Below are 24,756 nucleotides of genomic sequence, written 5' to 3'. Positions count from 1 at the left end.
CCTTAATTAAAACGTCACGCCCATTTTGATGCTCTTTTCCGGATGGCGATCGACATACTGCATATAGCTTTCCGGGCTGCTGGCAAATGTCACTACCGGGTCAATAAGTTCTTCACAGTTCAGGTAACCGTTCATCAACAGTTCCCAACAGGTCTCCTCAATACGCTTGCGGCTCCAGCGCGGATAATCTGGATTTGGCTCACTGCAGGCACGGGAGAAGACAATTTTGGCGTTGTTGAAGTGCGCTTCACGCCCCAGGTTGAAGCCTTCAGCAAAAGGTTTCGCGAAAGCGACATAGGAGATGGTTCCACCATAGGCCAGACCGCGTAACGCCGATTGCAACGCATCCGCATAGCCGCTGGTTTCGATAATCACATCCGCGCCCTGCTTGCCGGTCAGCTTCTTAATTTCCATGCCGACATCGGTGCCAATAGGATTCAGACAGAAATCCGCGCCATGACGACGCGCGATATCGCAACGATGGGTAATCGGATCCACGCCAATGACCACCGAGGCTCCCGCTTTCTTAGCCAGTTGGACGGCAATCTGGCCAATCGCCCCTAAGCCGACGATGACAACAAAGTCGCCGACACGCACATTGGCGTCGCGCACGCCACTCATGGCGAACTGTGCCGGGTCATAGCACACGGCATTTTTCCACGAACTACCTTCCGGCATTTTGCGCAGTTTGTAGTTGTTTACCGCATTAAAGAAAACCGTTTCTGCCAGTGGGCCGTAGCCGCAAACTGAATCGCCAACGGCGTATTCGGTCACATCGCTGCCACACTCAATAACATCGCCCACCACCATGTTGCCAAGCTGGAACTTGCCGAATTCAATCCCGCGCGGCGCCCCTTCCGGACGCGGCATGAACATTTGCCATTCGCCGTTAAAATCTTCGTCAATAAACGGACTGGCAGCGCGAAAATCGACCACTTCCGTGCCATGTTTTGGCGCACCAAAGCGAACGCGAACTTTCACTTCATTGGCGGATACAGCTCTGTCTTCATATTCCACCAGCGCCGCAACACGCGGTTCTGTGGCAACTAACTTCTTCATTTACAACTCCTTAATTAAACTGGCCGCTTAGCCTTTCACGCCGCCTGCGGTCAAACCACTTTTAATAAAACGTTCGGAAAGCGCATACATAATGACGACCGGCAATGCGGTGACTAACGATGCCGCCATCATGCGTCCCCAGATATAGTCAGGCGTACTGAACAGCGCGTTCAGACCGACCGGTAAGGTAAAATTGCTGGCGCTGGAGAGGAAAATCGAGGCAAACAGATAGTCATTCCACGCCACCATAAAGCAGTACACAAAGACCGAAACCAGACCGGACATCGCCAACGGCACGGTAATGCGAAAGATGATCTGCAGACGGTTCAATCCATCCATCATCGCGGCTTCTTCTATTTCATCCGGAATGGTGTCGAAGTAGCTTTTCAGCATGAACACCGCGGTCGGCAGCGTCTGGGTGACCATGGTGATAATCAACGCCATTTCGGTGTCATAGATGCCAAGTGCCGTAATGATTTTGAATAGCGGCACCACCAGCAGAATCCCCGAAAACATGTACACCGTGTAAAAGCTGGCATTGATGGTCATTCGCCCCTTAAAACGCAGGCGGGAAAGCGCATACGCTCCGAGTACGCCGAGAAATACCGCCACCACCGAAGAAGTGACCGATACCACCAGGCTATTACGGAAGTAGTCAACAAACGGGAAAATCATCGGGTTGAAGATGTCGATGTAATGTTCCAGCGTCCATTGCTGCGGTAACAGCGTCGGATGTAGCGAGATCGCCTCTTTGGCGCTTTTAAATGAGGTCATCAGCATCACAAAAAATGGGAATAGCGTGATGCCCAGGAAGACAATTAATCCACAGTAAAAGCCGATGCGGCCAAGTGTGCGCTTATTTGTTGCCATTGAGGTTCACCCGTTTTCTGGTCAGCAGGATAACAGCGAAAATAATGACGAAGAGGACGACAGAAATAGCGGCCGCTTTGCCTAAGTCGTTAAATGCAAACGCTGTTTTATAGAGATAGACCCCGAGAATATCGACTTTAGTGGTCAGCAGATAAACATCGGCGAACATGTAAAACATCCAGATCGTGCGCAGCGTGACCACGGTTGCCAGCACCGGCATAATCGCTGGCAGCGTGACGATACGAAACCGTTGCCAGGCATTCGCGCCGTCCATTTCTGCCGCCTCATACAACGATTTATCAATCGTCTGTAAAATCGCCAGAAACGAGATAAAGGCATACGGGAAGTAGCGCCAGATGGCGAACAGCACGACCAGCGCGAAGCTGCTGCCGGGATTGTCGAACCACAGCGGTGCCTGATCGTAGAGATGCAACAGATCCACACCGAGGTAGTTCACAATGCCGTAGCCGTTGTTGAACATGTATTTCCAGGCAAACACCAGCGAAATTGATGGCGTCACGTAAGAGAGGATGACCAGTGAGCGCGCCGTTTTCCGCAGACGAAACTCACGGTTAAAAAACATCGCCACGCCCAGCCCCAGTACCGTGCTTCCTGCCACAACCAGCGCGGTATACCAGACCGTCATCCACAGCGAATGCCAAAATCCGGGATCGGATAAGATACGGATATAGTTGCTCAGCCCGACAAACGTAGACTCAATTTGCGGATTCAGCGGCAGTCGCATAAAGCTGATTTCGATGTTAGATATCATCGGCCACGCCACTAAACCGCCCAGTAACAGCAAGCTGGGCGCCAACAGCAGCATGGCGAATGGCATATCAGATCGACCTGAAAAGAACTTATTCATCACGGCTTTCCATTTCCCCATTAGCGCTGTTCAACGAGGTCATCCAGTTTTTTCTGGCTCGCTTCAATCGTGGTGACGAGGTCGGCTTTGCCTACCGTCACGTTGTGCACCATTGAGCTCACAACACCGGAGCCTGTGACGTCGCCCATGCGGGTGAAGTTCTTATCGCCGACGGCACCAAACACCTGGATATTCGGCAGTTCGGCAATCAGTTGATCGGGTAATTCACCCAGCGCTTTGATGACAGTGTTATCTTTCCACGTCGGGGTATTCACCACTGCTTTGTTGACCGGCAGCGCCGCCCCTGGCGACATCATGACCCAGTCCGCGATGTTGTCGGCCTGCTCCATAAAGGTGACAAATTTCTCTGCCGCTTCTGTCTCTTCAGACTTTTGACCCGCGGTAATGGTTAACGACGTCAGCATGCCGTAAACAGCAGAGTTTTTTTCCGTCGGCACCATAAAGCCCACATTTTTAGGATCGCCCTCTTTAATCACCGCCGGGAGGATATAGGTGGAATAAATCGCCATCGGCGCCGTGCCGTTCATGAACGCGTCTTTGACTTCCATGATGTCGTTTGAGCCCGGCATGGTGTTCATTGCCAATTGGCGGTAATACTGCAGCGCCTGCGCCATTTCAGGTGTGTTTAGCGTTATCTTTCCTTGCGCATCAAAAACGTTGGCCTGGTTTGAGAGCGCGAACTGGGAAAATGACTGTTCGGTCAAAACGCTTTCCGCCGTGGGCAGCGCAATACCATATTTCTTACTACCAGGATTGTTTAGCTTCTGCGCCACGCTCAGCAGTTGTTGCCAGTCTTTTGGCTCTTCCAGCCCAGCTTTTGCCAGCACATCTTTGCGATACCAGATCCCGCCAATCCAGGCGCTAACCGGAACCCCGGTCCAGGCGGTACCGTCTTCAGTGCGCACAATACGCAGCACGCCATCATAAAAAGTACCTTCACCTACAGCGTTGATGACCTGCGCAACGGCTTTACGATCGATAAGTGATTCTTTATCCATAACTTTCGCGTAGTCATGGCTGGTTTCAATGACTTCAGGCAGTGAACCGCTCCGCGCCAGGGTAATGACCTTGGTGTTGTACGCATCTTCTTCTACAGGAACCTGTTTGACACTGATCCCCGGGTTCTCTTTTTCAAAACGCTCAATCAGTTTTGCAATAACCGCCTGCCGCTCCTGTTCAACAGAAGAGTGCATAAATTCAATCGCAACAGAGGACGTTTTATCATCCTTACACCCGGAAACCAGGGCGCAGGAAACCAGTGCTGAAATCAGCACAATTTTAGTTTTAAGCATGAAATGTTCCTTTTTATTACTTAACCCACATGACCTGCCAGGCGTTCAACGTTAATTCTTTACCTGAAATAGTTTTACCGCTAATCAAATCAAATCCATTTTCAACATCAATACTAATGGTTTGCGTATGACCGCTGACATTAAATAATCCGGTAATTTTTTCGCCTGTTTCCGCCGTACGTTTAATTTGCATTACAGCCGGTGTAACACTGCTAATCTGAAAATCACTATCAGGGTGAAATGCTTTATTACTACGACGTATTACAATTAACCGGGATAATTCATGATAAATAGCGTGGCGCAAACTGGTTTCATCTGCCAGCTCCGTTTCGATTTGGTTTATTTGATATTTTTTGCGGTTGATCGCGCGGTTATAACCTAACGCCTCGACACCTTTATAATCATTGCGTGACCCAAGAATGCTTTGAATGTAAACCGCAGGTACACCCGGAAAACTCAGCAAAATGGCATGTGCGAGAATAAAACGGGAAAAACGTTCGGCATCACTACAATTGCCTGGCGTCAGTGCGTCCATATATGTGACGTTAATTTCATACGGACTGCGACTACCATCAGGATTATTTTTCCAGTTAACCAGCGCGCCTTCCTGTTGTAATTCCGTCACCAGGCGCACAATCTCGTCTTCAGGTAACAAACCACGTAATGGGTTGAGACCAATACCGTCATGCGATGCGAGGAAATTAAACCAGGTGGTCTCACTGGACGGCAGTTCCAGTGATTGCGCCCACTGGCACAAGGTTGAGGTATCCTGGCGTTGTACCGCATGCAGCACCAGCGGCGGTAACGAGAACTGGTACACCATATGCGCTTCATCACGGCCATTTCCGTAGTAGGACACATTATCCTTATGCGGAACGTTTGTTTCAGTAATAATCGCCGTACCAGGCGCCGCACAGTCAGCAATAGCGCGAAATAGTTTGATAAGCTGATGCGTTTTTTCCAGGTGAATACAGGTCGTTCCTGGCTCTTTCCACATAAAGCCAACCGCATCCAGGCGGACATAATCAGCGCCCTGCTCAAGATAACTCAATAGCACATCGACCATCGCCAGTAACACTATCGGGTTGGCATAGTTGAGATCAATCTGGTCGTCGCTGAACGTCGTCCATAAATAGCGTACGGTGTTATCTTTCAGCGTAAAAGGCGTCAGTAACGGTAATGCGCGTGGACGCGTTACGTTGCTCAGGTCCGTATCAGGATCCATCGCAATAAAGAAATCTTCATAACCGTCAAGCTGTTGCAAATAGTTATTAAACCATTCGCTTTTCGCTGACATATGGTTACAAACAAAATCAAACATCAGTCGACTGGATTTACCCAATTGCTTAATATCATTCCAGTCACCGGTTTCTTCAGCAACCTGATGGTAATTAATTACGGAAAAACCATCATCCGATGACCACGGATAAAACGGCAACAGATGCACATGAGAAAATGTCGACTTAAGCCATTCATTATAAAATTGATTAAACATCGGCAGTGGTTTTTTGCCTGCCCCGTGGAATTGATCGGCGTAGGTAATAAGAACTACATCGCCCTCGTCCCAATGCGCTTTACGGATTTTTTTAATTAATCCCTGTGATTTCTCTAAACGTGCAATCAGCGCTTCATAGTGGCATGAAGTAAACGTATCACCATAAACTTCTGCCAGGCATTTTTGGATTTTTTGGTTCACCTTCAATTCTCGTGGTAGCGGTCCCATGAGTCAAGAGACTACTCTGCGGGAAATAAGCTGTCAATCGGCTGAGGTGGCCAGGAGGGGGATAATAAAAGAATTTTGGCAGCCAAAAAATCGTATTTGTGAGCTGCCGCAAATTAACAGAGGGAATGTTGATTAATTGTTGCTTGCTTTTGCTGATTCGGATATCAGGGTTGATTACCTGAATAGCGTTTCGATAATTTTGCCGCTGCCCGACTCAAAACCGGCTCCAGGACCAACGCCAGCAGCATTTTAAGCGGGCGTCGAGCGACGGACTTCACCGCCCACCCTGCTACCCCCGCCGGGCCGTAACGAAGCGCAGTTAAAAGCACCAGCTTACCTGCTATTTTAAAGCCCGGCTTAACCCTTTGCCCGGCACGTTGCCAGCGATTGTTCATTTCTATCCTCACAATTGGCGGAAACGGCTGCGCAATGAAAAGGTATCAGACGTGACATAACGCTCCATTTCACGCAAACGCTTTTCACTTGCCGCCAGCTCGCGATCGACGGCATCCAACAGCTCGCCGCTTGATGGCTGCTGCTCACCGGAAACCACATTGTCCGGCATCGGGTCCAACACAAACGTCAGCACGATGTAAGCGACGAAGGTGAAAAAGGCCAGACCAAAAAAGACGGACAACACCACCAGGATCCGTACCAGCTTCACAGGCACATCGAGGTAATGCGCAATACCTGCGCAAACCCCCTTCACCATGCCCTGTTGCGGAATACGCCACAGTTTTTTGTTCAGATTAACGCCTCCCATTAGCGGTCCCTCCAGTTTGGATGTTCAGCATCAAGGATGTCTTCCAGCGCCTGAATGCGCTCGCGCATCCGCTGTGCGTCATCGTTGAGTTCTACCAGACGTTGCTGTTCACTTTGCGCCAGTTCGCCACGACTGGAACGGTTGCTGTAATGCAGCCAGAGCCAAATCGGTAAAACGAACAGCACAAAGATGGTTAATGGGATAGCCAGAAATAGCGCGCTCATGAGTACTCCTTACAGGTGATGAGCGGCGGCGCGTTCGGGCGCCGCCAGATGTTATTATTGCTTATCTTGCTGCATTTTGGCTTTAAGTTGCGCCAGCTGCTCGCTGATTTCATCATCTGCTTTCAGGTCAGCAAATTGCTGATCCAGAGACTGCTGTTTACCGAAGTTATGGCTTTCAGCCTCAGCTTCCATCTGATCGATACGACGCTCGAAAGATTCAAAGCGTGCCATCGCTTCATCCAGCTTACCGCTGTCCAGTTGACGACGAACATCACGCGAAGAGCTCGCAGCCTGATGGCGCAGCATCAATGCCTGCTGACGAGCACGGGTTTCACTGAGTTTATTTTCCAGCTCACCGATCTCTTTTTTCATTCGCGCCAGCGTATCGTCAACCAGCGTCACCTCATGCTCCAGAGAAGCAATCAGATCAGTCAGTTTCTGTTTTTCGATTAAAGCAGAACGCGCCAAATCTTCTTTCTCTTTACGCAGCGCCAGCTCGGCTTTTTCTTGCCACTCTGCCTGTTGTGCGCTGGCCAGTTCGATACGGCGAGATAATTGTTTCTTTTCTGCCAGAGCGCGTGCGGAGTTTGAGCGCACCTCAACCAGCGTATCTTCCATTTCCTGGATCATTAACCGCACCAGCTTCTGCGGATCTTCAGCCTTTTCCAGCAACGCATTAATGTTGGCGTTCACGATGTCGGCAAAACGAGAAAAAATACCCATAATGTAATCCTCACTTACTGTTCTGATATCGGGCTATGCCCTGCTGTTTTCGTAATGCACTTGGCGTGCCAACTTTTTAACTAATTGATTTTAATGTAAATATCCAATTTTACCTGACGAGAGAATTAGGGTAAATTGGTGAATAACACTAACAAGTGGTGAATTTCATCATGGCAGGATACAAAGACAATATTCTGGGCGAAGCGAACAGCTTTATTGAAGTGCTGGAACAGGTTTCTCATCTGGCGCCGCTGGATAAACCTGTACTGGTTATCGGTGAGCGAGGTACGGGGAAAGAGCTTATTGCCAACCGCCTGCACTACCTCTCCAGCCGTTGGCAGGGCCCATTTATTTCGCTTAACTGCGCGGCCCTCAACGAGAACTTACTTGATTCCGAACTGTTTGGTCACGAAGCCGGTGCGTTTACCGGTGCACAAAAACGCCATCCTGGACGTTTCGAACGCGCCGACGGCGGCACGCTGTTTCTTGATGAACTGGCGACCGCGCCAATGTTGGTACAGGAAAAACTGCTGCGCGTAATTGAGTATGGCGAGCTGGAACGCGTCGGCGGCAGCCAGCCCTTGCAGGTTAACGTGCGTCTGGTCTGCGCGACCAATGCCGACCTGCCACGTATGGTCAGCGAAGGCACTTTCCGCGCGGACCTGCTGGATCGTCTGGCCTTTGACGTGGTGCAACTTCCCCCACTACGCGAGCGTCAAAGCGACATCATGTTAATGGCCGAACACTTTGCCATTCAGATGTGCCGCGAGATCGGGTTACCGCTTTTTCCGGGATTCAGCGCCGAGGCCAGAGAAACCCTCCTCCATTACCGTTGGCCGGGTAATATTCGTGAACTGAAAAACGTCGTGGAGCGCTCCGTTTACCGGCACGGTACCAGCGATTACCCGCTGGATGAGATCATCATTGACCCCTTCCGCCGCCACGTTGCTCAGCCACAGGCAGCACCACCAAAGCAGACATCTGTAGCATTACCGCTGGATCTGCGTGAATTCCAGCAGCAACAAGAGAAAGACTTTCTACAAACCAGTTTGCAGCAGGCGAAATTTAATCAGAAAAAAGCCGCTGAATTACTGGGCCTGACTTACCATCAGCTACGCGCGTTGCTTAAGAAACACCAGCTTTAGCGCGCCTCTGCCAACGTTATATTGGAGGGTTTGACGCTTTATTGTCAGCACTCGTCCATTAAAGTCACTTTCCCCTCTGACTTTTCGACTCACGGAGCATAAACGTCAGAGGGTCCCTGTCCCCCCATCAGAGCACCAAACCTGGCCGGATGTATAACTGTTCTCTTCAGCGGCCAAAGTGACATAAAGCGGCGCAATTTCCACTGGTTGACCCGGACGACCCAGCGGTGCATTTGCCCCAAACTTCTCCACTTTTTCCTGTGGCTGACCGCCACAGCATTGCAGTACAGTCCAGTATGGGCCTGGCGCTACGGCATTAACCCGTATCCCTTTCGGTGCCAGCTGTTTCGCCAGCGATTTAGTAAATGCCACGATCGCCGCTTTGGTCTGAGCATAGTCAAGCAGGATTTCACTAGGCTCATAAGCCTGTACCGAGGAGGTATTAATTATCACGCTGTCTCGTGAAAGATGGGGGATAGCCGCTTTGGTGATCCAAAACATAGCGTAGACATTAGTCTTGAATGTGGCATCGAAATCTTCTGTGGTGAGCGCCTCAATAGACTCGCAAAATTGCTGACGACCCGCATTATTGACGAGGATATCCAACCCACCCAGCCCTATTACCGCCTGTTTAACCAGTTGGCCGCAAAAAGTTTCATCTCGAATATCTCCGGGGATAGCCACGACATTTCTGCCTGCTTTTTTTATCAAGTCGACCACTTCACGCGCATCGTCTTCTTCATCAGGTAAATAGTTGATCGCAACATCAGCGCCTTCACGGGCATAAGCGATGGCAACAGCACGGCCAATCCCTGAATCCCCCCCGGTAATTAATACCTTGCGCCCATTCAATCGACCGCTTCCCTGATAGCTCTCCTCTCCATGATCGGGACGCGGTTGCATTTTTCCGGCCAGCCCTGGGAAGGGTTGCTTCTGCTGTGGAAAAGGCGGTGCCGGAAAACGCGCAGAATGAGTTTTATTGATGGTCTTTTTTTCATTGTTTAAGTCAGCCATTTAAATACCTCTCATTTTTTATCACAAAGATTATTAAGCGTAGACCAAAATGAGTGGCGTGACCTTTGTAATTCACCGCAATTTAATATTTCGCGTAATATCACCTCTACCGATACACTAATCACCGTATCGCGCTTTCGAGTATTTTATGAGATTAATCCCTGCTTAACCCATAGCACTTAAATCCATATATATCAATGAGCTATATAAATAAAACCTTAACAGGCCAGACAATTTTATTGAGTAACGAGATACCACTCAGAAGCGAGAGGTTAATAGAGTCCTATGCAATTGTTTTTCCTGTATTCATCTACCTACGTCGCCTCGCTTATATTTTACCAACGTTATGATTCAATACTCGTTATCATTTAAGAATTATCCAACAATCAGCATAAATAAATAGCAACCAAATTTAACATCTCAGCCCTATCGAAATGGAGAACGAATGAAATTATCCATAGCGCCATTATGAGATTATTTTTATATTTCACTTTCCCCGCGATATTGCTGATGCTCTCTCCTGGCGGTCATGGTCACTTTCCCCCACGTCCCCCTCACATTTTTCTGTCAGCCAGCGAATCCCGCGTTTTAACGAGTCAGATGGGTCATGAAAATGCTAAGATAGTTAACAGAGTAAATTCAAAGTGGATAGCGGGTATGAAGGGTGACCCTGTCGCGATGTTGAATTCGCGGTTATCACCTGTGCGGTCCCCAAACACAAACGGTAATGGCAAATGTCATTAAATATTAGTAAGATAGCCTCTTTATTTATAATCCTTTAAAATTATGCGCCTGGTTTTATCATCTCTGATCGTGATGGCTGGATTTCTGAGTGGTCAGGCTGCTGCCGCGCCTGAACAGGCTTCGCATGCTGATATTCGTGACAGCGGCTTTGTCTATTGCGTTAGCGGGCAGGTCAATACGTTTAACCCGCAAAAAGCGAGCAGCGGTCTTATCGTCGACACCCTAGCAGCCCAGCTGTATGACCGACTACTCGATGTCGATCCGTACACCTATCGACTGGTGCCTGAGCTGGCTGAAAGCTGGGAGGTGCTGGATAACGGCGCAACCTACCGCTTCCATCTGCGTCGTGACGTCCAGTTTCAGAAGACGGCCTGGTTCACCCCCACCCGCAAACTGAATGCGGACGACGTGGTGTTTACCTTCGAGCGCATCTTTGATCGCCAGCATCCGTGGCACAATGTAAACGGTAGCAGTTTCCCCTACTTCGACAGCCTACAGTTCGCCGATAACGTCCAAAGCGTACGCAAGCTGGACAACAACACCGTTGAGTTCCGCTTAACTCAGCCCGACGCCTCCTTCATGTGGCACCTCGCCACGCATTATGCCTCCGTGATGTCAGCAGAATATGCGGCTAAATTGGCAAAACAGGATCGTCAGGAGTTGCTCGACAGACAACCCGTCGGCACCGGACCGTACCAGCTTTCGGAGAATCGCGCAGGGCAATATGTTCGACTGCAGCGCCATGAAAAATTCTGGCGTGGTACTCCTCTGATGCCGCAGGTGGTTGTGGACCTCGGTTCTGGCGGCACCGGACGTCTATCGAAACTCCTGACCGGTGAGTGTGATGTTCTGGCCTGGCCTGCCGCCAGTCAGCTCAGCATTTTGCGTGATGACCCGCGCCTGCGTCTGACCCTGCGCCCGGGGATGAACATCGCCTATCTGGCATTCAATACCAATAAACCACCGATGGATAATCCCGCCGTGCGGCATGCGCTGGCGCTGGCCATTAATAACCAACGGCTGATGCAGTCCATCTACTACGGGACGGCGGAAACCGCAGCATCTATTTTGCCTCGCGCCTCGTGGGCTTATGACAACGAAGCTAAAATTACAGAGTACAATCCGGCAAAATCGCGCGAGCAGTTAAAAGCATTGGGGCTGGAGAACCTGACATTACAGCTTTGGGTACCCACCAGTTCTCAGGCCTGGAACCCCAGTCCACTGAAAACCGCCGAGCTGATTCAGGCTGACATGGCTCAGGTGGGTGTAAAAGTTAAAATCATTCCGGTAGAAGGTCGTTTTCAGGAGGCGCGATTAATGGATATGAACCATGATCTAACGTTATCCGGTTGGGCGACGGACAGTAACGATCCTGACAGTTTTTTCCGACCGTTGCTAAGCTGCGCCGCCATCAACTCGCAGACTAACTTCGCCCACTGGTGTAATCCGGAATTTGACAGCGTTCTGCGCAAGGCCCTCTCTTCGCAGCAACTCTCATCGCGAATTGATGCCTATGACGAAGCGCAAAATATTCTCGCGAAAGAGTTACCGATCCTGCCGCTGGCCTCTTCACTGCGTCTGCAGGCTTATCGTTACGATATCAAAGGACTGGTGCTGAGTCCGTTCGGCAATGCATCTTTTGCCGGGGTTTCCAGGGAAAAGAAAGATGAGGTGAAAAAGCCATGATTATCTTCACCCTGCGTCGTTTTTTATTGCTGCTGGTCACCCTCTTCTTCCTGACCTTTATTGGATTCAGCCTGAGCTACTTCACGCCTCATGCGCCGTTACAGGGTGCATCGCTGTGGAACGCCTGGGTATTCTGGTTCAATGGCCTCATTCACTGGGATTTTGGTGTATCCAGTATTAACGGCCAGTTGATTTCAGAACAGTTGAAGGAGGTGTTCCCGGCGACGATGGAACTGTGCATTCTGGCCTTTGGTTTTGCGCTGATGGTTGGGATCCCCGTTGGTATGCTGGCAGGGATCACGCGGAACAAATGGCAGGACCGCTGCATCAGCGCCTTAGCGTTGATGGGCTTTTCCATTCCGGTTTTTTGGCTGGCGCTGTTGCTGACATTGCTCTTCTCACTGACTCTCGGCTGGCTTCCCGTTTCGGGACGCTTTGATCTTCTCTATGAAGTGAAGCCCGTTACCGGATTTGCCATTATTGATGCGTGGATCTCCGACTCGCCCTGGCGCGATGAAATGCTGGTCAGCGCAATCCGTCACATGGTGCTTCCGGTGTTGACGCTTTCCGTCGCCCCTACCACGGAAGTTATTCGCCTGATGCGAATCAGCACCATTGAGGTCTTTGATCAAAACTACGTTAAGGCGGCCGCCACGCGCGGTCTGTCACGCTTAACCATTCTGCGCCGTCACGTTCTGCACAACGCCCTTCCGCCGGTGATCCCGCGTCTGGGTTTACAGTTTTCCACCATGCTGACGCTGGCGATGATCACCGAGATGGTCTTTAGCTGGCCAGGTCTTGGCCGTTGGTTGATTAACGCAATTCGCCAGCAGGATTACGCGGCAATTTCGGCGGGCGTCATGGTGATTGGCTCACTGGTTATCATCGTTAACGTCATCTCTGATATTTTGGGTGCTATGGCTAACCCTCTGAAACATAAGGAATGGTATGCCTTACGATAGCGTCTACAGCGAAAAGCGCCCGCCGGGTACGCTGCGCACCGCATGGCGCAATTTTTACGGCGATGCGACTGCGATGATCGGTCTGTATGGCTGCGCAGGATTGGCGATTCTGTGTATTTTTGGTGGTTGGTTTGCCCCTTATGGCATCGACCAGCAATTTCTCGGCTATCAGCTTTTACCGCCGTCATGGTCGCGCTATGGCGAAGTCTCATTTTTCCTCGGAACTGACGATCTCGGGCGTGACGTGTTAAGTCGCCTGCTCAGCGGCGCGGCCCCGACCGTTGGCGGCGCGTTTGTCGTCACCCTCGCCGCCACACTATGTGGACTGTTGCTGGGCGTGGTTGCCGGCGCAACACATGGTTTGCGCTCCGCGGTGCTGAACCACATTCTGGACACCCTGCTCTCGATCCCTTCGCTGCTGTTGGCGATTATTGTGGTGGCCTTTGCCGGACCGCATCTGACACACGCGATGTTTGCCGTCTGGCTGGCGCTGCTGCCGCGCATGGTACGCTCTGTCTACAGCATGGTGCATGACGAGCTGGAAAAAGAGTACGTTATCGCCGCTCGCCTGGACGGCGCAACCACGCTCAATATCCTGTGGTTTGCCGTTCTGCCCAATATTACCGCCGGACTTATCACTGAAATCACCCGTGCGCTGTCGATGGCGATTCTGGACATCGCCGCGCTGGGTTTTCTCGACCTTGGCGCACAGTTGCCGTCACCAGAATGGGGAGCCATGCTTGGCGACGCGCTGGAGCTGATTTATGTCGCACCCTGGACGGTTATGCTGCCAGGTGCGGCGATTATGATAAGCGTGCTGCTGGTTAACCTGCTGGGAGATGGCGTGCGCCGGGCAATTATTGCGGGGGTGGAATAATGCCATTACTGGATATCCGCAACCTGACCATTGAATTCAGAACCGGCGACGACTGGGTGAAGGCGGTTGACCGCGTCAGCATGACCCTCAATGAAGGTGAAATCCGCGGACTGGTTGGTGAATCTGGATCGGGCAAGAGCCTGATCGCCAAGGCCATTTGCGGCGTCGCTAAAGATAACTGGCGCGTAACCGCAGACCGCATGCGCTTTGATGATATCGATCTGTTGCGCCTTTCCGCGCGTGAACGACGCAAGCTGGTCGGCCATAACGTTTCCATGATCTTTCAGGAACCGCAATCGTGTCTCGATCCGTCTGAGCGCATTGGACGACAACTGATGCAAAATATTCCGGCATGGACTTATAAAGGCCGCTGGTGGCAGCGTATCGGCTGGCGTAAACGCCGCGCGATTGAACTCCTGCACCGCGTCGGGATAAAAGATCATAAAGATGCGATGCGCAGCTTCCCGTATGAGCTGACCGACGGCGAATGCCAGAAGGTGATGATCGCAATCGCCCTGGCTAATCAGCCGCGTTTACTGATTGCCGACGAACCAACGAACGCGATGGAGCCAACCACTCAGGCGCAAATTTTCCGCCTGCTGACCCGGCTGAACCAAAACAGCAATACCACCATTTTGTTGATCAGCCATGACCTGCAAATGCTCAGCCAGTGGGCTGACAAAATTAACGTGATGTACTGTGGGCAAACGGTGGAAACTGCGCCTAGTAAAGAGCTGGTGACTATTCCGCATCATCCTTATACCCAAGCGTTGATTCGCGCCATTCCTGATTTTGGTAGCGCAATGCCGCACAAAAGCCGCCTGAATACCATGCCAGGAGCCATTCCATTGCTGGAACAATTACCTATCGGCTGTCGTCTGGGGCCGCGCTGCCCTTATGCTCAGCGCGAATGTATCGAAACCCCAAGACTGACCGGAGCAAAGAATCATCTCTACGCCTGTCATTTCCCGCTGAACATGGAGAGAGAGTGAGATGGTAGAAACCCTGCTCGAAGTTCGTAATCTGAGCAAAACCTTTCGCTACCGGACGGGCTTATTCCGCCGTCAGACCGTTGAGGCCGTTAAACCCCTGAGCTTTACCCTGCGCGAGCGTCAGACGCTCGCCGTTATAGGTGAAAATGGTTCCGGTAAATCTACGCTGGCGAAGATGCTGGCCGGTATGATTGAGCCTACCAGCGGTGAGCTGCTGATTGACGATCACCCGTTAAAATATGGTGATTATTCATTCCGTAGTCAGCGTATCCGTATGATTTTCCAGGATCCGTCAACGTCGCTTAACCCACGGCAACGTATTTCGCAGATCCTCGATTTTCCGCTACGTCTGAACACCGACCTCGAGCCTGAACAGCGCCGCAAACAGATCATCGAGACCATGCGCATGGTCGGTCTGTTGCCTGACCATGTGAGTTATTACCCGCATATGCTGGCTCCGGGACAAAAACAGCGTCTGGGCCTTGCCCGAGCGCTCATTTTGCGACCCAAAGTCATTATCGCCGACGAAGCCCTGGCCTCTCTGGACATGTCGATGCGTTCGCAGCTCATCAATCTGATGCTGGAATTACAGGAAAAACAGGGGATTTCATATATCTATGTGACTCAGCACATCGGCATGATGAAGCACATCAGCGATCAGGTATTAGTCATGCACCAGGGTGAAGTGGTTGAACGCGGCAGTACAGCAGATGTTCTGGCCTCGCCGTTGCATGAGCTGACCCGTCGCCTGATTGCCGGCCATTTCGGCGAAGCGCTAACCGCTGACGCGTGGCGTAAAGATCGCTAGCAGATGCAGCCCTCCTCAACCGGAGGGCAATTTTGCAATCAGTGACAAACATTTGGTAAGAGCAGTGTATCAACCTCGCTAAACGCGACCGAAGGGAAAAGGGATCCCTGCATCACCCAAACACCAGCCGCGCCTACTTCGTCGATAAGCTGTTTGGTTTCCACGCCCTCCACCGCAATGCGGTCGCAATATTCGCGGATGTTTTTAATTAGCACCGGGAACATCGGTTTTTCAGCCTGATCCAGGAAAAAACCACGATCCAACTTCACAACATCAAAACGACCGCAAACCAGCGGACTGGCCCCAATGCTGCCGGAGCCCAGATCGCCCAGCCATAATGCGTTTGGACCGTCGCAAAGTGAATTAATCAGCAGATTATTCAGACATACGGTATTCGTCAGAAAACGCTCTGAAAGTTCTAGTGCGACAAAAGGCATGGCATGTAGCGCCGATTTGACGCTCGGGTCGCCAATTGCCAGCAGCGCCATTTCATCAATGAGGTTCAGAGTACAGAAAAGGTTGTGGCTCTCAAACCAATTACGCTTTTCGGCAATTAATCGAATTTGCTCGAGCATGAAATTACGTTTTTGTTCGCTATTCCACGCTGAAATGATGAACTCTGGATGTATCGGCGAAACCGTATCTGAAGCAAACCGGACGCTCATCTCAACACCCAGTAACGTATCAGTTGTGTCTCTCATCGGTTCCGCGATGAAATGATAGTGCATAAGACCACTCCAATTGATCATAACTTCCTGATAATGCACTTTTAATCACAATCAATCAATAATATCGATCAATGAATCAATATCGATCGATAAAAACAATATATCATAACGAACTGAATACGGTCATATTTTTTGTTTTAAGAAAGTTCCTACATTGCTATGTTTTAAAACATAAGCTAGCAGTTAATAATACCATTGAGATGCCTTTAAAGCCTTGTATTTTCTCCATCCCCCCGCGCTTCGCAGAATGAATGAGACTTAACCAGCGAAGTGTTATAACCCTCATGTGTAATGAAAAGTGATTATCAGTAAGGGATGATAACTATTCTACAAGGCACAAAGAGTGGGATATAATTGCTGCCCCATTTCGAACCACCTTCAAATTGTGATCATAACTCATTGATTGCTAAAAATAAGCAATGACCATAAGGATTAAAGCTATGGGTTTTCTTTCCGGTAAGCGCATTCTGGTAACGGGTCTTGCCAGCAAACTGTCCATCGCCTGGGGTATCGCTCAGGCCATGCATCGCGAAGGGGCTGAACTGGCGTTCACCTACCAGAATGACAAACTAAAAGGCCGCGTCGAAGAATTTGCAGCTCAACTGGGTTCCAGCATCGTACTGCAGTGTGATGTGGCGGAAGACGCCAGCATTGATGCACTGTTTACCGAACTGGGCAAAGCCTGGCCGAAATTCGACGGTTTCGTGCACTCCATTGGTTTTGCGCCCGCAGACCAACTGGATGGCGACTATGTGAATGCAGTCACCCGCGAAGGCTTCAAAATTGCTCATGACATCAGTGCTTACAGCTTTGTGGCGATGGCAAAAGCCTGCCGTTCCATGCTGAACCCAGGCTCAGCGCTGCTGACGCTATCCTATCTGGGCGCAGAGCGCGCCATCCCTAACTACAACGTGATGGGCCTGGCAAAAGCCTCACTGGAAGCGAACGTCCGCTATATGGCTAATGCGATGGGTCCTGAAGGCGTGCGTGTGAACGCTATTTCCGCCGGTCCTATCCGTACACTCGCCGCTTCCGGCATTAAAGATTTCCGTAAAATGCTGGCGCATTGTGAAGCGGTTACGCCGATTCGCCGCACTGTAACCATTGAAGATGTGGGTAACTCCGCAGCATTTTTGTGTTCCGATCTCGCTGCCGGCATCTCGGGTGAAGTCGTTCACGTCGATGGTGGCTTCAGTATCGCGGCAATGAACGAGCTGGAACTGAAATAATCGTAAGTCTTCTATGGGCGGTCTTGCCCCGCCCATGACTCTCCTCTGCCCGTCGCCATATATGCTTTTCTGATATTTATTATCACGGAACAATCTTTCATCCCCTCTTCTGCTTACGTCAGGATATTGCAGCGCAAACGATCCGGCGTAGTAGTAGACGACGTGTCCGGGTCGCCACTTTTTAGACCAAGGACCGCCCATGGAACAACGCCGAATTGAAGGCAAAAGCCACTGGTATCATGAGACGCAATCCAGCAAGCATCCGCAAGATATTCTGCCGCTGGTGCCGGAAGCCGCTCATGTCGACGACTGCTTTTTACTGGATCTGGCGATACCTGATGACGCCCTTTTGCCTTTTCAATCCTGGTTAATCCCTGCCCGTAAACTTGCCCAGGTTCTCTTCCCGGTTCACGTAAACCTGAATCAGATGCACACATTCAGCGCCTATGAACGGATGAGTACGGCGCTTACCGTCGCTCAGGTGTATGGCGTCCAGCGATTGTGCAATCACTATGCCGCGCGGTTAACACCGCTTCCTGGTCCTGACTCGTCACGGGAAAGTAACCATCGGCTGGCGCAAATTACCCAATATGCTCGCCAACTTGCCAGCTCTCCTGACGTGATAGGCGCACGCGATCGCCAGCATCTGGATGCGGTCGGGCTGACCACCAGCGATAGTATTTTGATGAATCAAATTATCGGCTTCGTCGGTTTTCAGGCCCGGACCGTGGCCCTGTTTCAGGCCTGGTTTGGACATCCGGTACGCCGAATACCGGTGCTGGATATACAGCAATTCGCTCACGCTTCGTCATTTAGTGCAACAAACGCTACCTGGCACGCTGCGCCATTCCCAATCGAAAAATATCCTGATCAGGACGAGACGACGGCCAGACATTTTCCCGATGAACTGCAAGCGTTGGTGCCATTACTGATTCATTCACCAGTCATTTTGGATTTATTCACGACACTGATTTCCAGTACCCGGCGCAGCGCTGTGCCGGTGCGGGCATTTTCACTGGCGGCGCTAATGACGTCACGGATTAACGGCAGCGTGGCCTGCTTTAATGAACAGGCACATACAGCCAATGAATTAGCCAACGTTATCGCCCTGCTTCGCCAGGAGGAACGTGAATTACAGCGTTGGGAACAGCGACATCCGGTTGAGCGCGTCACCCTGCAGGCGGTACAATGGTTAACCCGAGCGCCCGACCGTTTTAGCGCCGCGCTGTTAACCCCTTTGTTCGATCAGGGCATCTCTTCTGAACAAGCGATTAACCTGCTGGCCTGGAGCGGATTGTGCGGATGGTTGAATCGCTTGAAAATCGCGCTGGGCGAGACTTATTAACCGATCCACTTACTGAAAGAGCGCTTGCCGCAACTGAGAGAATCGCGTAAAACTGTCAGCCGCTCTTTTAGCCACGAAAATAGACAATTATGCTTCAGGACAACCCGCTGCTAGCGCAGCTTAAACAGCAACTGCATTCCCAGACGCCACGTGCTGAAGGGGTGGTAAAAGCCACGGAAAAAGGCTTTGGCTTCCTGGAAGTCGATGCACAAAAAAGCTATTTCATTCCACCGCCGCAGATGAAAAAAGTGATGCATGGCGACCGTATTGTTGCGGTTATCCATACAGAAAAAGATCGTGAATCTGCCGAGCCGGAAGAACTGATCGAACCCTTCCTGACGCGCTTCGTGGGTAAAGTTCAGGGCAAAAATGATCGTCTGTCCATTGTGCCGGATCATCCGTTACTGAAAGAAGCGATCCCTTGCCGTGCCGCCCGCGGCGTTGAGCACGACTTTAAAGAAGGTGACTGGGCCGTCGCTGAAATGCGCCGCCACCCGCTGAAAGGCGATCGCACCTTCTATGCCGAGTTAACCCAATTTATCACTTTTGCTGATGACCACTTTGTCCCGTGGTGGGTCACGCTGGCACGCCATAATCTCGAAAAAGAAGCGCCGGACGGTGTGGCAACTGAGATGCTGGATGAAGGTCTGGTTCGTCAGGACTTAACCGCCCTCAACTTTGTCACCATCGACAGCGCCAGCACCGAAGATATGGACGATGCGCTGTATGCTGAAGAGCTGGCCGACGGCAAACTGCAATTAACTGTCGCCATTGCTGACCCTACGGCCTGGATTGCAGAAGGCAGCAAGCTGGATAAAACGGCAAAAATTCGCGCGTTTACTAACTATCTGCCGGGGTTCAATATCCCGATGCTACCACGCGAACTGTCTGACGATCTGTGCTCTTTACGCGCGAACGAAGTGCGTCCGGTTCTGGCTTGTCGTATGACCATCGCCGCGGATGGCGCGATTGAAGACAACATCACCTTCTTCGCAGCGACGATTGAGTCGAAAGCGAAGCTGGTCTACGACAACGTCTCCGACTGGCTGGAAGGTGCCGGTGACTGGCAGCCTGCAAATGACGCGATTGCTGAACAAATCCGTCTGCTACACCGTATTTGCCTGAGCCGCGGTGAATGGCGTCATAACCATGCTCTGGTATTTAAAGATCGCCCGGATTACCGTTTTGTTCTTGGTGAAAAAGGTGAAGTCCTGGACATCGTCGCTGAGCCACGCCGCATCGCAAACCGAATCGTGGAAGAATCCATGATTGCGGCAAACATTTGCGCCGCCCGCGTGCTTCGCGACAAGCTCGGCTTCGGTATTTATAACGTCCATATGGGATTCGACCCGGCCAACGCCGACGCTCTGGCCGCGCTGCTAAAAACCCATGGTATGCACGTTGATGCCGAGGAAGTCCTGACGCTGGAAGGTTTCTGCAAACTGCGCCGCGAGCTGGATGCGCAGCCTTCTGGTTTCCTCGACAGCCGAATTCGCCGCTTCCAGTCTTACGCTGAAATCAGTATCGAGCCAGGGCCGCACTTTGGGCTGGGTCTGGAGGCTTATGCCACCTGGACCTCTCCTATTCGTAAATATGGCGATATGATTAACCACCGCCTGCTTAAGGCCGTCATCAAAGGTGAAACCATTACCCGCCCTGGGGATGATACCACGGTGCAAATGGCGGAACGTCGTCGCCTGAACCGGATGGCTGAGCGTGATGTGGGCGACTGGTTATACGCCCGTTTCCTGAGTGACAAAGCCGGGACCGATACCCGCTTTGCGGCCGAGATAATTGACGTTAGCCGCGGCGGTATGCGCGTACGTTTAGTTGATAATGGCGCAGTCGCATTTATTCCTGCCCCATTCCTGCACGCCGTTCGGGACGAGCTGGTATGCAGCCAGGAAAGCGGCACGGTGCAAATTAAAGGTGAAGTGGTTTACAAAGTCACGGATGTGATTGACGTAACCATCGCCGAAGTTCGCATGGAAACCCGCAGCGTTATCGCGCGTCCAGCCGCGTAACACGTATCAATCCAGCGACCTTTCTCATTTTGTGAAAGGTCGTTTCTTTTTTCCGCCCAAATTCCCACCACCGCACTACACTTCTTTCATTCGGTCAATTTTATTTTTTTACTTTTTTCAGTTCCGCTGGCTTTGCTTTTTACAGATTCTGGATTAAACATAAATATATAAAAAAAACAATACGTTCAGCCATAATCACCCCGAATGAATCATGGCTACCCATACTTTTGAGGCTCTATGCGCTTTAAACGGGATAGTACACATGATGAAAGACGTCCGGGAGCTGGTTACGTTGTATAGCTATGTGGGCACTCATAACCCCTACTGGCGTTTGTCAGAGGATTGCAACATCCTGCATTTCTCTATCGACGAAGCGTCAGAAGCTGATCAGACCATCGAATTATTACCTGAACAAGCCGATCGCATTCGCGAGATGACGGTGATCACGTCAAGTCTGTTAATGACGTTGCCCATTGAAGATGACGACATTCCCGTGCATCTGGTCGGTCGAAAAATCAATAAGCGCGAATGGGCCGGTAGTGCATCCGCCTGGGATGACACCCCTTCCGTCGCCCGCGATCTGGCCCACGGCCTCTCTTTTGCCGAACAAGTCGTTTCCGAAGCCAATTCCGTTATTGTCATTCTTGACCGCATGGGCAACATTCAGCGGTTTAATCGCCTGTGCGAAGAGTACACCGGCCTCAAAGAACGTGAAGTCATTGGTCAAAGTGTATTCACATTATTTATGAGCCGTCGTGAAGCGGCGGCTTCACGGCGCAATATTGAGGTCTTTTTTCGCGAAGGTAACTCGTATGAGGTTGAACGCTGGGTCAAGACCTGCAAAGGCCAGCGTCTGTTTCTTTTTCGCAATAAATTTGTGCATAACGGTAGCGGCAAGAACGAAATTTTTCTGATCTGTTCCGGGACCGATATCACTGAAGAACGCCGCGCGCAGGAACGACTGCGGGTGTTGGCGAATACCGACTCCATCACTGGATTACCAAACCGCAACGCAATTCATGAACTGATCAGCAATGCGATTGAGAACGCGGGCGATACGCAGGTCGGTATTGCGTACCTCGATCTGGATAACTTCAAAAAGGTAAACGATGCCTACGGGCATATGTTTGGCGATCAGCTACTACAAAGCGTGTCGCTGGCAATCCTCAGTTGCCTCGAAGACAACCAGATCCTGGCGCGATTTGGCGGCGATGAATTCATTGTTCTTGCCACCGAAACATCCCAGGGCACACTGGAAGCCACCGCATCACGCATTCTGACGCGCCTGCGCCAGCCCTTCCGCATCGGTCTGATTGAAGTCTATACCGGATGCTCTATTGGTATATCCCTCGCGCCTCAGCATGGTCAGGACTGCGAGAGCGTCATTCGTAACGCGGATACAGCCATGTACACCGCGAAAGAAGGCGGCCGTGGGCAGTTTTGTGTTTTTTCTCCGGAAATGAATCAGCGGGTATTTGAATATCTGTGGCTGGATACTAATCTGCGTAAGGCGCTGGATAACGATCAACTGGTTATCCATTATCAGCCAAAGATAACCTGGCGCGGTGAAGTGCGCAGCCTGGAGGCGCTGGTTCGCTGGCAATCTCCGGAACGCGGCCTCATTCCACCGCTGGAGTTTATCTCCTACGCCGAAGAATCGGGGCTCATCGTCCCGCTGGGGCGTTGGGTTATTCTCGACGTTGTGCGCCAGGTAGCGAAATGGCGCGACAAGGGAATAAACCTGCGCGTGGCGGTAAACGTTTCTGCCCGCCAGCTCGCCGACCAGACGCTGTTTACCGCACTTAAGCAGGTACTTCACGAGCTCAACTTTGAGTATTGCCCCATCGATGTTGAATTAACGGAAAGCAGTTTGATAGAAAATGAGCAACTGGCGTTGTCAGTCATTCAGCAGTTTAGCCAGTTAGGAGCGCAAATCCATTTGGATGATTTTGGTACCGGTTATTCGTCGCTGTCTCAACTGGCCCGCTTCCCGCTAGATGCCATTAAACTGGATCAGACCTTTGTCAGAGAGATCCACAAACAATCCATTTCACAATCGCTGGTACGGGCCATAGTTGCGGTAGCGCAGGCGCTCAACCTGCAGGTCATCGCCGAAGGCGTGGAAAGCGCGAAAGAGGATGCGTTTCTGACCAAAAATGGTGTCAATGAGCGTCAGGGGTTTTTATTCGCCAAACCAATGCCAGCAGCCGCATTTGAACGTTGGTATCGCCGCCACCTGAGTAAAAAACTGCGCTAATGCAGAGAGAATGAAGGCGATAAATAGCCATAAATGGACATTACTTGACGACGCTATCCGCATGTAATCACAGAATATATAATATTCTTCAATCGTTCAGGTTAATACTATTTTTCCCTTCTCTTTTGCCATGAAATTCTGCATCATGAAATTCAAACTCTATTGCCATTAGGATGACGACCATGTCTGATATCGACGCTCAGCGTCTGGCCGAACGTATTGATACCGTGCTGGATATCCTCGTTGCAGGTGATTACCACTCAGCCATCCACAATCTTGAAATTTTGAAAGCTGAACTGTTAAACACGGTCAAAGAAGATGCCGAATCTTTGGCGAAAAAGCAGAAGGCGCCATGGGAGATCTGATGACAGTGATCTTTTGATGTCGCTGCTATCAGCAACTGCAGATAATGCAGTTTCCGTTTAATTTCCGATACGATATCGCAATAAAATTAATACTATGAATTCCCGACAACAATCTATTTTGCAGATGGTGACCGATAAAGGTCAGATGAGCGTCGCCGATCTGGCAAAAGTCACCGGTGTCTCCGAAGTGACGATTCGACAGGATCTGAACACGCTGGAAAAACAGAGTTACTTACGCCGAGCCCACGGTTTTGCTGTTTCATTGAACAGCGATGATGTTGAAACGCGCATGATGACCAATTTCACTCTGAAACGTGAACTGGCTGAATTCGCTGCATCTCTGGTCAGTCCAGGCGAATCCGTATTCATTGAGAATGGCAGCAGCAATGCACTTCTGGCCAGAACGCTGGCAGAGCAAAAAGATGTCACCATCATCACCGTGAGCAGCTACATTGCTCATCTGCTTAAAGAAACGCCCTGTGAAGTGATACTTCTCGGTGGAATTTACCAGAAAAAAAGTGAGAGCATGGTCGGCCCCTTAACTCGCCAGTTTATCCAGCAGGTACACTTCAGTAAGGCCTTTATCGGCATTGACGGCTGGCAGGCTGATACCGGTTTTACCGGACGCGATATGATGCGTTCTGACGTGGTTAACGCGGTGCTGGAAAAAGGCGCAGAAGTTATTGTGTTGACCGACAGCTCAAAATTCGACGCCATTCACCCTTACACGCTGGGTCCATTAGAGCGATTCAGCCGCGTAGTAACGGACTCCAGACTCAGCGCCAGCGTACAAATGCAGCTCGAACATTCAGGATTAATCGTCAATATCATTGATGCCCACGCATAAAATCTTCAGTAGATGGTTTGTCAGCAGACAAATCATCTGCTCTCTGAGAGTTATCTGACAATCCAATTAAGACTTTTTACCTGTCGTTAACAGGATAAAGTCGTAAAATTAATGTTAGCGATATAACAGGAACGAACCTCCAACTTCAGGATAGTGTTTGTAATGCCTTCGCTAAACGGTTTCACGGAAA

The 24,756-nt window shown here is 50.7% G+C and carries 23 protein-coding genes; 12 read left to right on the top strand and 11 right to left on the bottom strand.

The window, feature by feature from the left end:
• Positions 1-6: 6 nt before the first annotated feature.
• The 9 genes from HV352_RS10845 to pspA form a co-directional block, all read right to left on the bottom strand.
• Positions 7-1,059: a zinc-binding alcohol dehydrogenase gene (locus HV352_RS10845; RefSeq protein WP_103928249.1), complete on the bottom strand. Its 1,053-nt coding sequence runs from the start codon at positions 1,057-1,059 to the stop codon at positions 7-9.
• 27 nt (positions 1,060-1,086) lie between these two features.
• The gene (locus HV352_RS10840) at positions 1,087-1,929 is read right to left on the bottom strand and encodes a carbohydrate ABC transporter permease (RefSeq protein WP_003020474.1); all 843 of its coding nucleotides are present in this window, start codon (positions 1,927-1,929) and stop codon (positions 1,087-1,089) included.
• Complete coding sequence (locus HV352_RS10835; RefSeq protein ID WP_003840754.1) at positions 1,916-2,797, bottom strand: sugar ABC transporter permease; 882 nt, start codon at positions 2,795-2,797, stop codon at positions 1,916-1,918. Before HV352_RS10835 ends, HV352_RS10840 begins: the two co-directional genes overlap by 14 nt.
• 20 nt (positions 2,798-2,817) lie before the next feature.
• Positions 2,818-4,110, bottom strand: a complete 1,293-nt coding sequence (locus tag HV352_RS10830) for an ABC transporter substrate-binding protein (RefSeq protein WP_019076863.1) — start codon at positions 4,108-4,110, stop codon at positions 2,818-2,820.
• A gap of 16 nt (positions 4,111-4,126) precedes the next feature.
• Positions 4,127-5,833, bottom strand: a complete 1,707-nt coding sequence (locus HV352_RS10825; RefSeq protein WP_246881054.1) for a sugar phosphorylase — start codon at positions 5,831-5,833, stop codon at positions 4,127-4,129.
• Between the two features lie 164 nt (positions 5,834-5,997).
• Complete coding sequence (gene pspD / locus HV352_RS10820) at positions 5,998-6,228, bottom strand: phage shock protein PspD (RefSeq protein WP_003833267.1); 231 nt, start codon at positions 6,226-6,228, stop codon at positions 5,998-6,000.
• Between the two features lie 8 nt (positions 6,229-6,236).
• Positions 6,237-6,596, bottom strand: coding sequence for an envelope stress response membrane protein PspC (gene pspC / locus HV352_RS10815; RefSeq protein ID WP_003020497.1), 360 nt, complete (start codon positions 6,594-6,596; stop codon positions 6,237-6,239).
• Complete coding sequence (gene pspB, locus HV352_RS10810; RefSeq protein WP_016153227.1) at positions 6,596-6,820, bottom strand: envelope stress response membrane protein PspB; 225 nt, start codon at positions 6,818-6,820, stop codon at positions 6,596-6,598. The genes pspC and pspB overlap by 1 nt, the downstream gene beginning before the upstream one ends.
• Before the next feature lie 54 nt (positions 6,821-6,874).
• The gene (gene pspA, locus HV352_RS10805; RefSeq protein WP_016153228.1) at positions 6,875-7,543 is read right to left on the bottom strand and encodes a phage shock protein PspA; all 669 of its coding nucleotides are present in this window, start codon (positions 7,541-7,543) and stop codon (positions 6,875-6,877) included.
• Between the two features lie 155 nt (positions 7,544-7,698).
• Here pspA and pspF point away from each other — a divergent pair, with 155 nt between their 5' ends.
• A complete protein-coding gene (gene pspF, locus HV352_RS10800) occupies positions 7,699-8,688 on the top strand; it encodes a phage shock protein operon transcriptional activator (RefSeq protein ID WP_161800416.1) in 990 nt (329 codons plus the stop codon).
• Positions 8,689-8,793: 105 nt separating this feature from the next.
• On the opposite strand, the gene HV352_RS10795 is transcribed toward pspF, so the two are convergent.
• On the bottom strand, positions 8,794-9,702 hold the full coding sequence (locus HV352_RS10795; protein WP_049041200.1) for an SDR family oxidoreductase: 909 nt from the start codon (positions 9,700-9,702) through the stop codon (positions 8,794-8,796).
• Positions 9,703-10,488: 786 nt separating this feature from the next.
• Between HV352_RS10795 and sapA the strand changes: the two genes are divergently transcribed.
• The 5 genes from sapA to sapF are packed head-to-tail and all read left to right on the top strand — an operon-like array spanning position 10,489 to position 15,771.
• Positions 10,489-12,132, top strand: a complete 1,644-nt coding sequence (gene sapA, locus HV352_RS10790; protein WP_016153232.1) for an ABC transporter substrate-binding protein SapA — start codon at positions 10,489-10,491, stop codon at positions 12,130-12,132.
• Positions 12,129-13,094: a peptide ABC transporter permease SapB gene (gene sapB, locus HV352_RS10785; RefSeq protein ID WP_003020545.1), complete on the top strand. Its 966-nt coding sequence runs from the start codon at positions 12,129-12,131 to the stop codon at positions 13,092-13,094. The genes sapA and sapB overlap by 4 nt, the downstream gene beginning before the upstream one ends.
• Positions 13,081-13,971, top strand: a complete 891-nt coding sequence (gene sapC / locus HV352_RS10780) for a peptide ABC transporter permease SapC (RefSeq protein ID WP_016156640.1) — start codon at positions 13,081-13,083, stop codon at positions 13,969-13,971. Before sapB ends, sapC begins: the two co-directional genes overlap by 14 nt.
• The gene (sapD, locus tag HV352_RS10775) at positions 13,971-14,963 is read left to right on the top strand and encodes a peptide ABC transporter ATP-binding protein SapD (protein ID WP_016153234.1); all 993 of its coding nucleotides are present in this window, start codon (positions 13,971-13,973) and stop codon (positions 14,961-14,963) included. The genes sapC and sapD overlap by 1 nt, the downstream gene beginning before the upstream one ends.
• Before the next feature lies 1 nt (position 14,964).
• Positions 14,965-15,771 carry a peptide ABC transporter ATP-binding protein SapF gene (sapF, locus tag HV352_RS10770; RefSeq protein ID WP_016153235.1) on the top strand — a complete coding sequence of 269 codons (807 nt, stop codon included), beginning with the start codon at positions 14,965-14,967 and terminating at the stop codon, positions 15,769-15,771.
• A gap of 38 nt (positions 15,772-15,809) precedes the next feature.
• Here sapF and HV352_RS10765 read toward each other — a convergent pair whose 3' ends face one another.
• Positions 15,810-16,499, bottom strand: coding sequence for an EAL domain-containing protein (locus HV352_RS10765; RefSeq protein WP_047500365.1), 690 nt, complete (start codon positions 16,497-16,499; stop codon positions 15,810-15,812).
• A 440-nt stretch (positions 16,500-16,939) separates the two neighbouring features.
• Between HV352_RS10765 and fabI the strand changes: the two genes are divergently transcribed.
• From fabI to HV352_RS10735, 6 genes are all read left to right on the top strand, one after another.
• Positions 16,940-17,728, top strand: coding sequence for an enoyl-ACP reductase FabI (fabI, locus tag HV352_RS10760; RefSeq protein ID WP_016156642.1), 789 nt, complete (start codon positions 16,940-16,942; stop codon positions 17,726-17,728).
• Between the two features lie 199 nt (positions 17,729-17,927).
• Positions 17,928-19,073 (top strand): carboxymuconolactone decarboxylase family protein, encoded by a 1,146-nt coding sequence (locus HV352_RS10755; RefSeq protein ID WP_181635414.1) that lies wholly within the window; start codon positions 17,928-17,930, stop codon positions 19,071-19,073.
• Positions 19,074-19,162: 89 nt separating this feature from the next.
• Entirely contained in the window at positions 19,163-21,097 is a 1,935-nt protein-coding gene (locus HV352_RS10750; RefSeq protein ID WP_181635413.1) for an exoribonuclease II, read from the top strand.
• A 265-nt stretch (positions 21,098-21,362) separates the two neighbouring features.
• A complete protein-coding gene (gene pdeR / locus HV352_RS10745; RefSeq protein WP_029139557.1) occupies positions 21,363-23,354 on the top strand; it encodes a cyclic di-GMP phosphodiesterase in 1,992 nt (663 codons plus the stop codon).
• 173 nt (positions 23,355-23,527) lie between these two features.
• Entirely contained in the window at positions 23,528-23,719 is a 192-nt protein-coding gene (locus tag HV352_RS10740; RefSeq protein WP_161623181.1) for a hypothetical protein, read from the top strand.
• Between the two features lie 94 nt (positions 23,720-23,813).
• Positions 23,814-24,566 (top strand): DNA-binding transcriptional regulator YciT, encoded by a 753-nt coding sequence (locus HV352_RS10735; protein WP_016153242.1) that lies wholly within the window; start codon positions 23,814-23,816, stop codon positions 24,564-24,566.
• Positions 24,567-24,756 lie beyond the last annotated feature (190 nt).

This window comes from Citrobacter sp. RHBSTW-01044, from assembly GCF_013781945.1.
GTDB classification, from domain to species: domain Bacteria; phylum Pseudomonadota; class Gammaproteobacteria; order Enterobacterales; family Enterobacteriaceae; genus Citrobacter; species Citrobacter braakii.
The sequence above is the reverse complement of the archived record's forward strand: the minus strand, read 5'-3'. Positions and strand labels throughout refer to the sequence as shown.

Excerpts from the sequence above, each read along its gene's own strand:
- HV352_RS10845 (WP_103928249.1), bottom strand. The coding sequence starts at position 1,059 with ATGAAGAAGTTAGTTGCCACAGAACCGCGTGTTGCGGCGCTGGTGGAA.
- HV352_RS10840 (WP_003020474.1), bottom strand. The coding sequence starts at position 1,929 with ATGGCAACAAATAAGCGCACACTTGGCCGCATCGGCTTTTACTGTGGA.
- HV352_RS10835 (WP_003840754.1), bottom strand. The coding sequence starts at position 2,797 with ATGAATAAGTTCTTTTCAGGTCGATCTGATATGCCATTCGCCATGCTG.
- HV352_RS10830 (WP_019076863.1), bottom strand. The coding sequence starts at position 4,110 with ATGCTTAAAACTAAAATTGTGCTGATTTCAGCACTGGTTTCCTGCGCC.
- HV352_RS10825 (WP_246881054.1), bottom strand. The coding sequence starts at position 5,833 with ATGGGACCGCTACCACGAGAATTGAAGGTGAACCAAAAAATCCAAAAA.
- pspD (WP_003833267.1), bottom strand. The coding sequence starts at position 6,228 with ATGAACAATCGCTGGCAACGTGCCGGGCAAAGGGTTAAGCCGGGCTTT.
- pspC (WP_003020497.1), bottom strand. The coding sequence starts at position 6,596 with ATGGGAGGCGTTAATCTGAACAAAAAACTGTGGCGTATTCCGCAACAG.
- pspB (WP_016153227.1), bottom strand. The coding sequence starts at position 6,820 with ATGAGCGCGCTATTTCTGGCTATCCCATTAACCATCTTTGTGCTGTTC.
- pspA (WP_016153228.1), bottom strand. The coding sequence starts at position 7,543 with ATGGGTATTTTTTCTCGTTTTGCCGACATCGTGAACGCCAACATTAAT.
- HV352_RS10795 (WP_049041200.1), bottom strand. The coding sequence starts at position 9,702 with ATGGCTGACTTAAACAATGAAAAAAAGACCATCAATAAAACTCATTCT.
- sapA (WP_016153232.1), top strand. The coding sequence starts at position 10,489 with ATGCGCCTGGTTTTATCATCTCTGATCGTGATGGCTGGATTTCTGAGT.
- sapB (WP_003020545.1), top strand. The coding sequence starts at position 12,129 with ATGATTATCTTCACCCTGCGTCGTTTTTTATTGCTGCTGGTCACCCTC.
- sapC (WP_016156640.1), top strand. The coding sequence starts at position 13,081 with ATGCCTTACGATAGCGTCTACAGCGAAAAGCGCCCGCCGGGTACGCTG.
- sapD (WP_016153234.1), top strand. The coding sequence starts at position 13,971 with ATGCCATTACTGGATATCCGCAACCTGACCATTGAATTCAGAACCGGC.
- sapF (WP_016153235.1), top strand. The coding sequence starts at position 14,965 with ATGGTAGAAACCCTGCTCGAAGTTCGTAATCTGAGCAAAACCTTTCGC.
- HV352_RS10765 (WP_047500365.1), bottom strand. The coding sequence starts at position 16,499 with ATGCACTATCATTTCATCGCGGAACCGATGAGAGACACAACTGATACG.
- fabI (WP_016156642.1), top strand. The coding sequence starts at position 16,940 with ATGGGTTTTCTTTCCGGTAAGCGCATTCTGGTAACGGGTCTTGCCAGC.
- HV352_RS10755 (WP_181635414.1), top strand. The coding sequence starts at position 17,928 with ATGGAACAACGCCGAATTGAAGGCAAAAGCCACTGGTATCATGAGACG.
- HV352_RS10750 (WP_181635413.1), top strand. The coding sequence starts at position 19,163 with ATGCTTCAGGACAACCCGCTGCTAGCGCAGCTTAAACAGCAACTGCAT.
- pdeR (WP_029139557.1), top strand. The coding sequence starts at position 21,363 with ATGAAAGACGTCCGGGAGCTGGTTACGTTGTATAGCTATGTGGGCACT.
- HV352_RS10740 (WP_161623181.1), top strand. The coding sequence starts at position 23,528 with ATGACGACCATGTCTGATATCGACGCTCAGCGTCTGGCCGAACGTATT.
- HV352_RS10735 (WP_016153242.1), top strand. The coding sequence starts at position 23,814 with ATGAATTCCCGACAACAATCTATTTTGCAGATGGTGACCGATAAAGGT.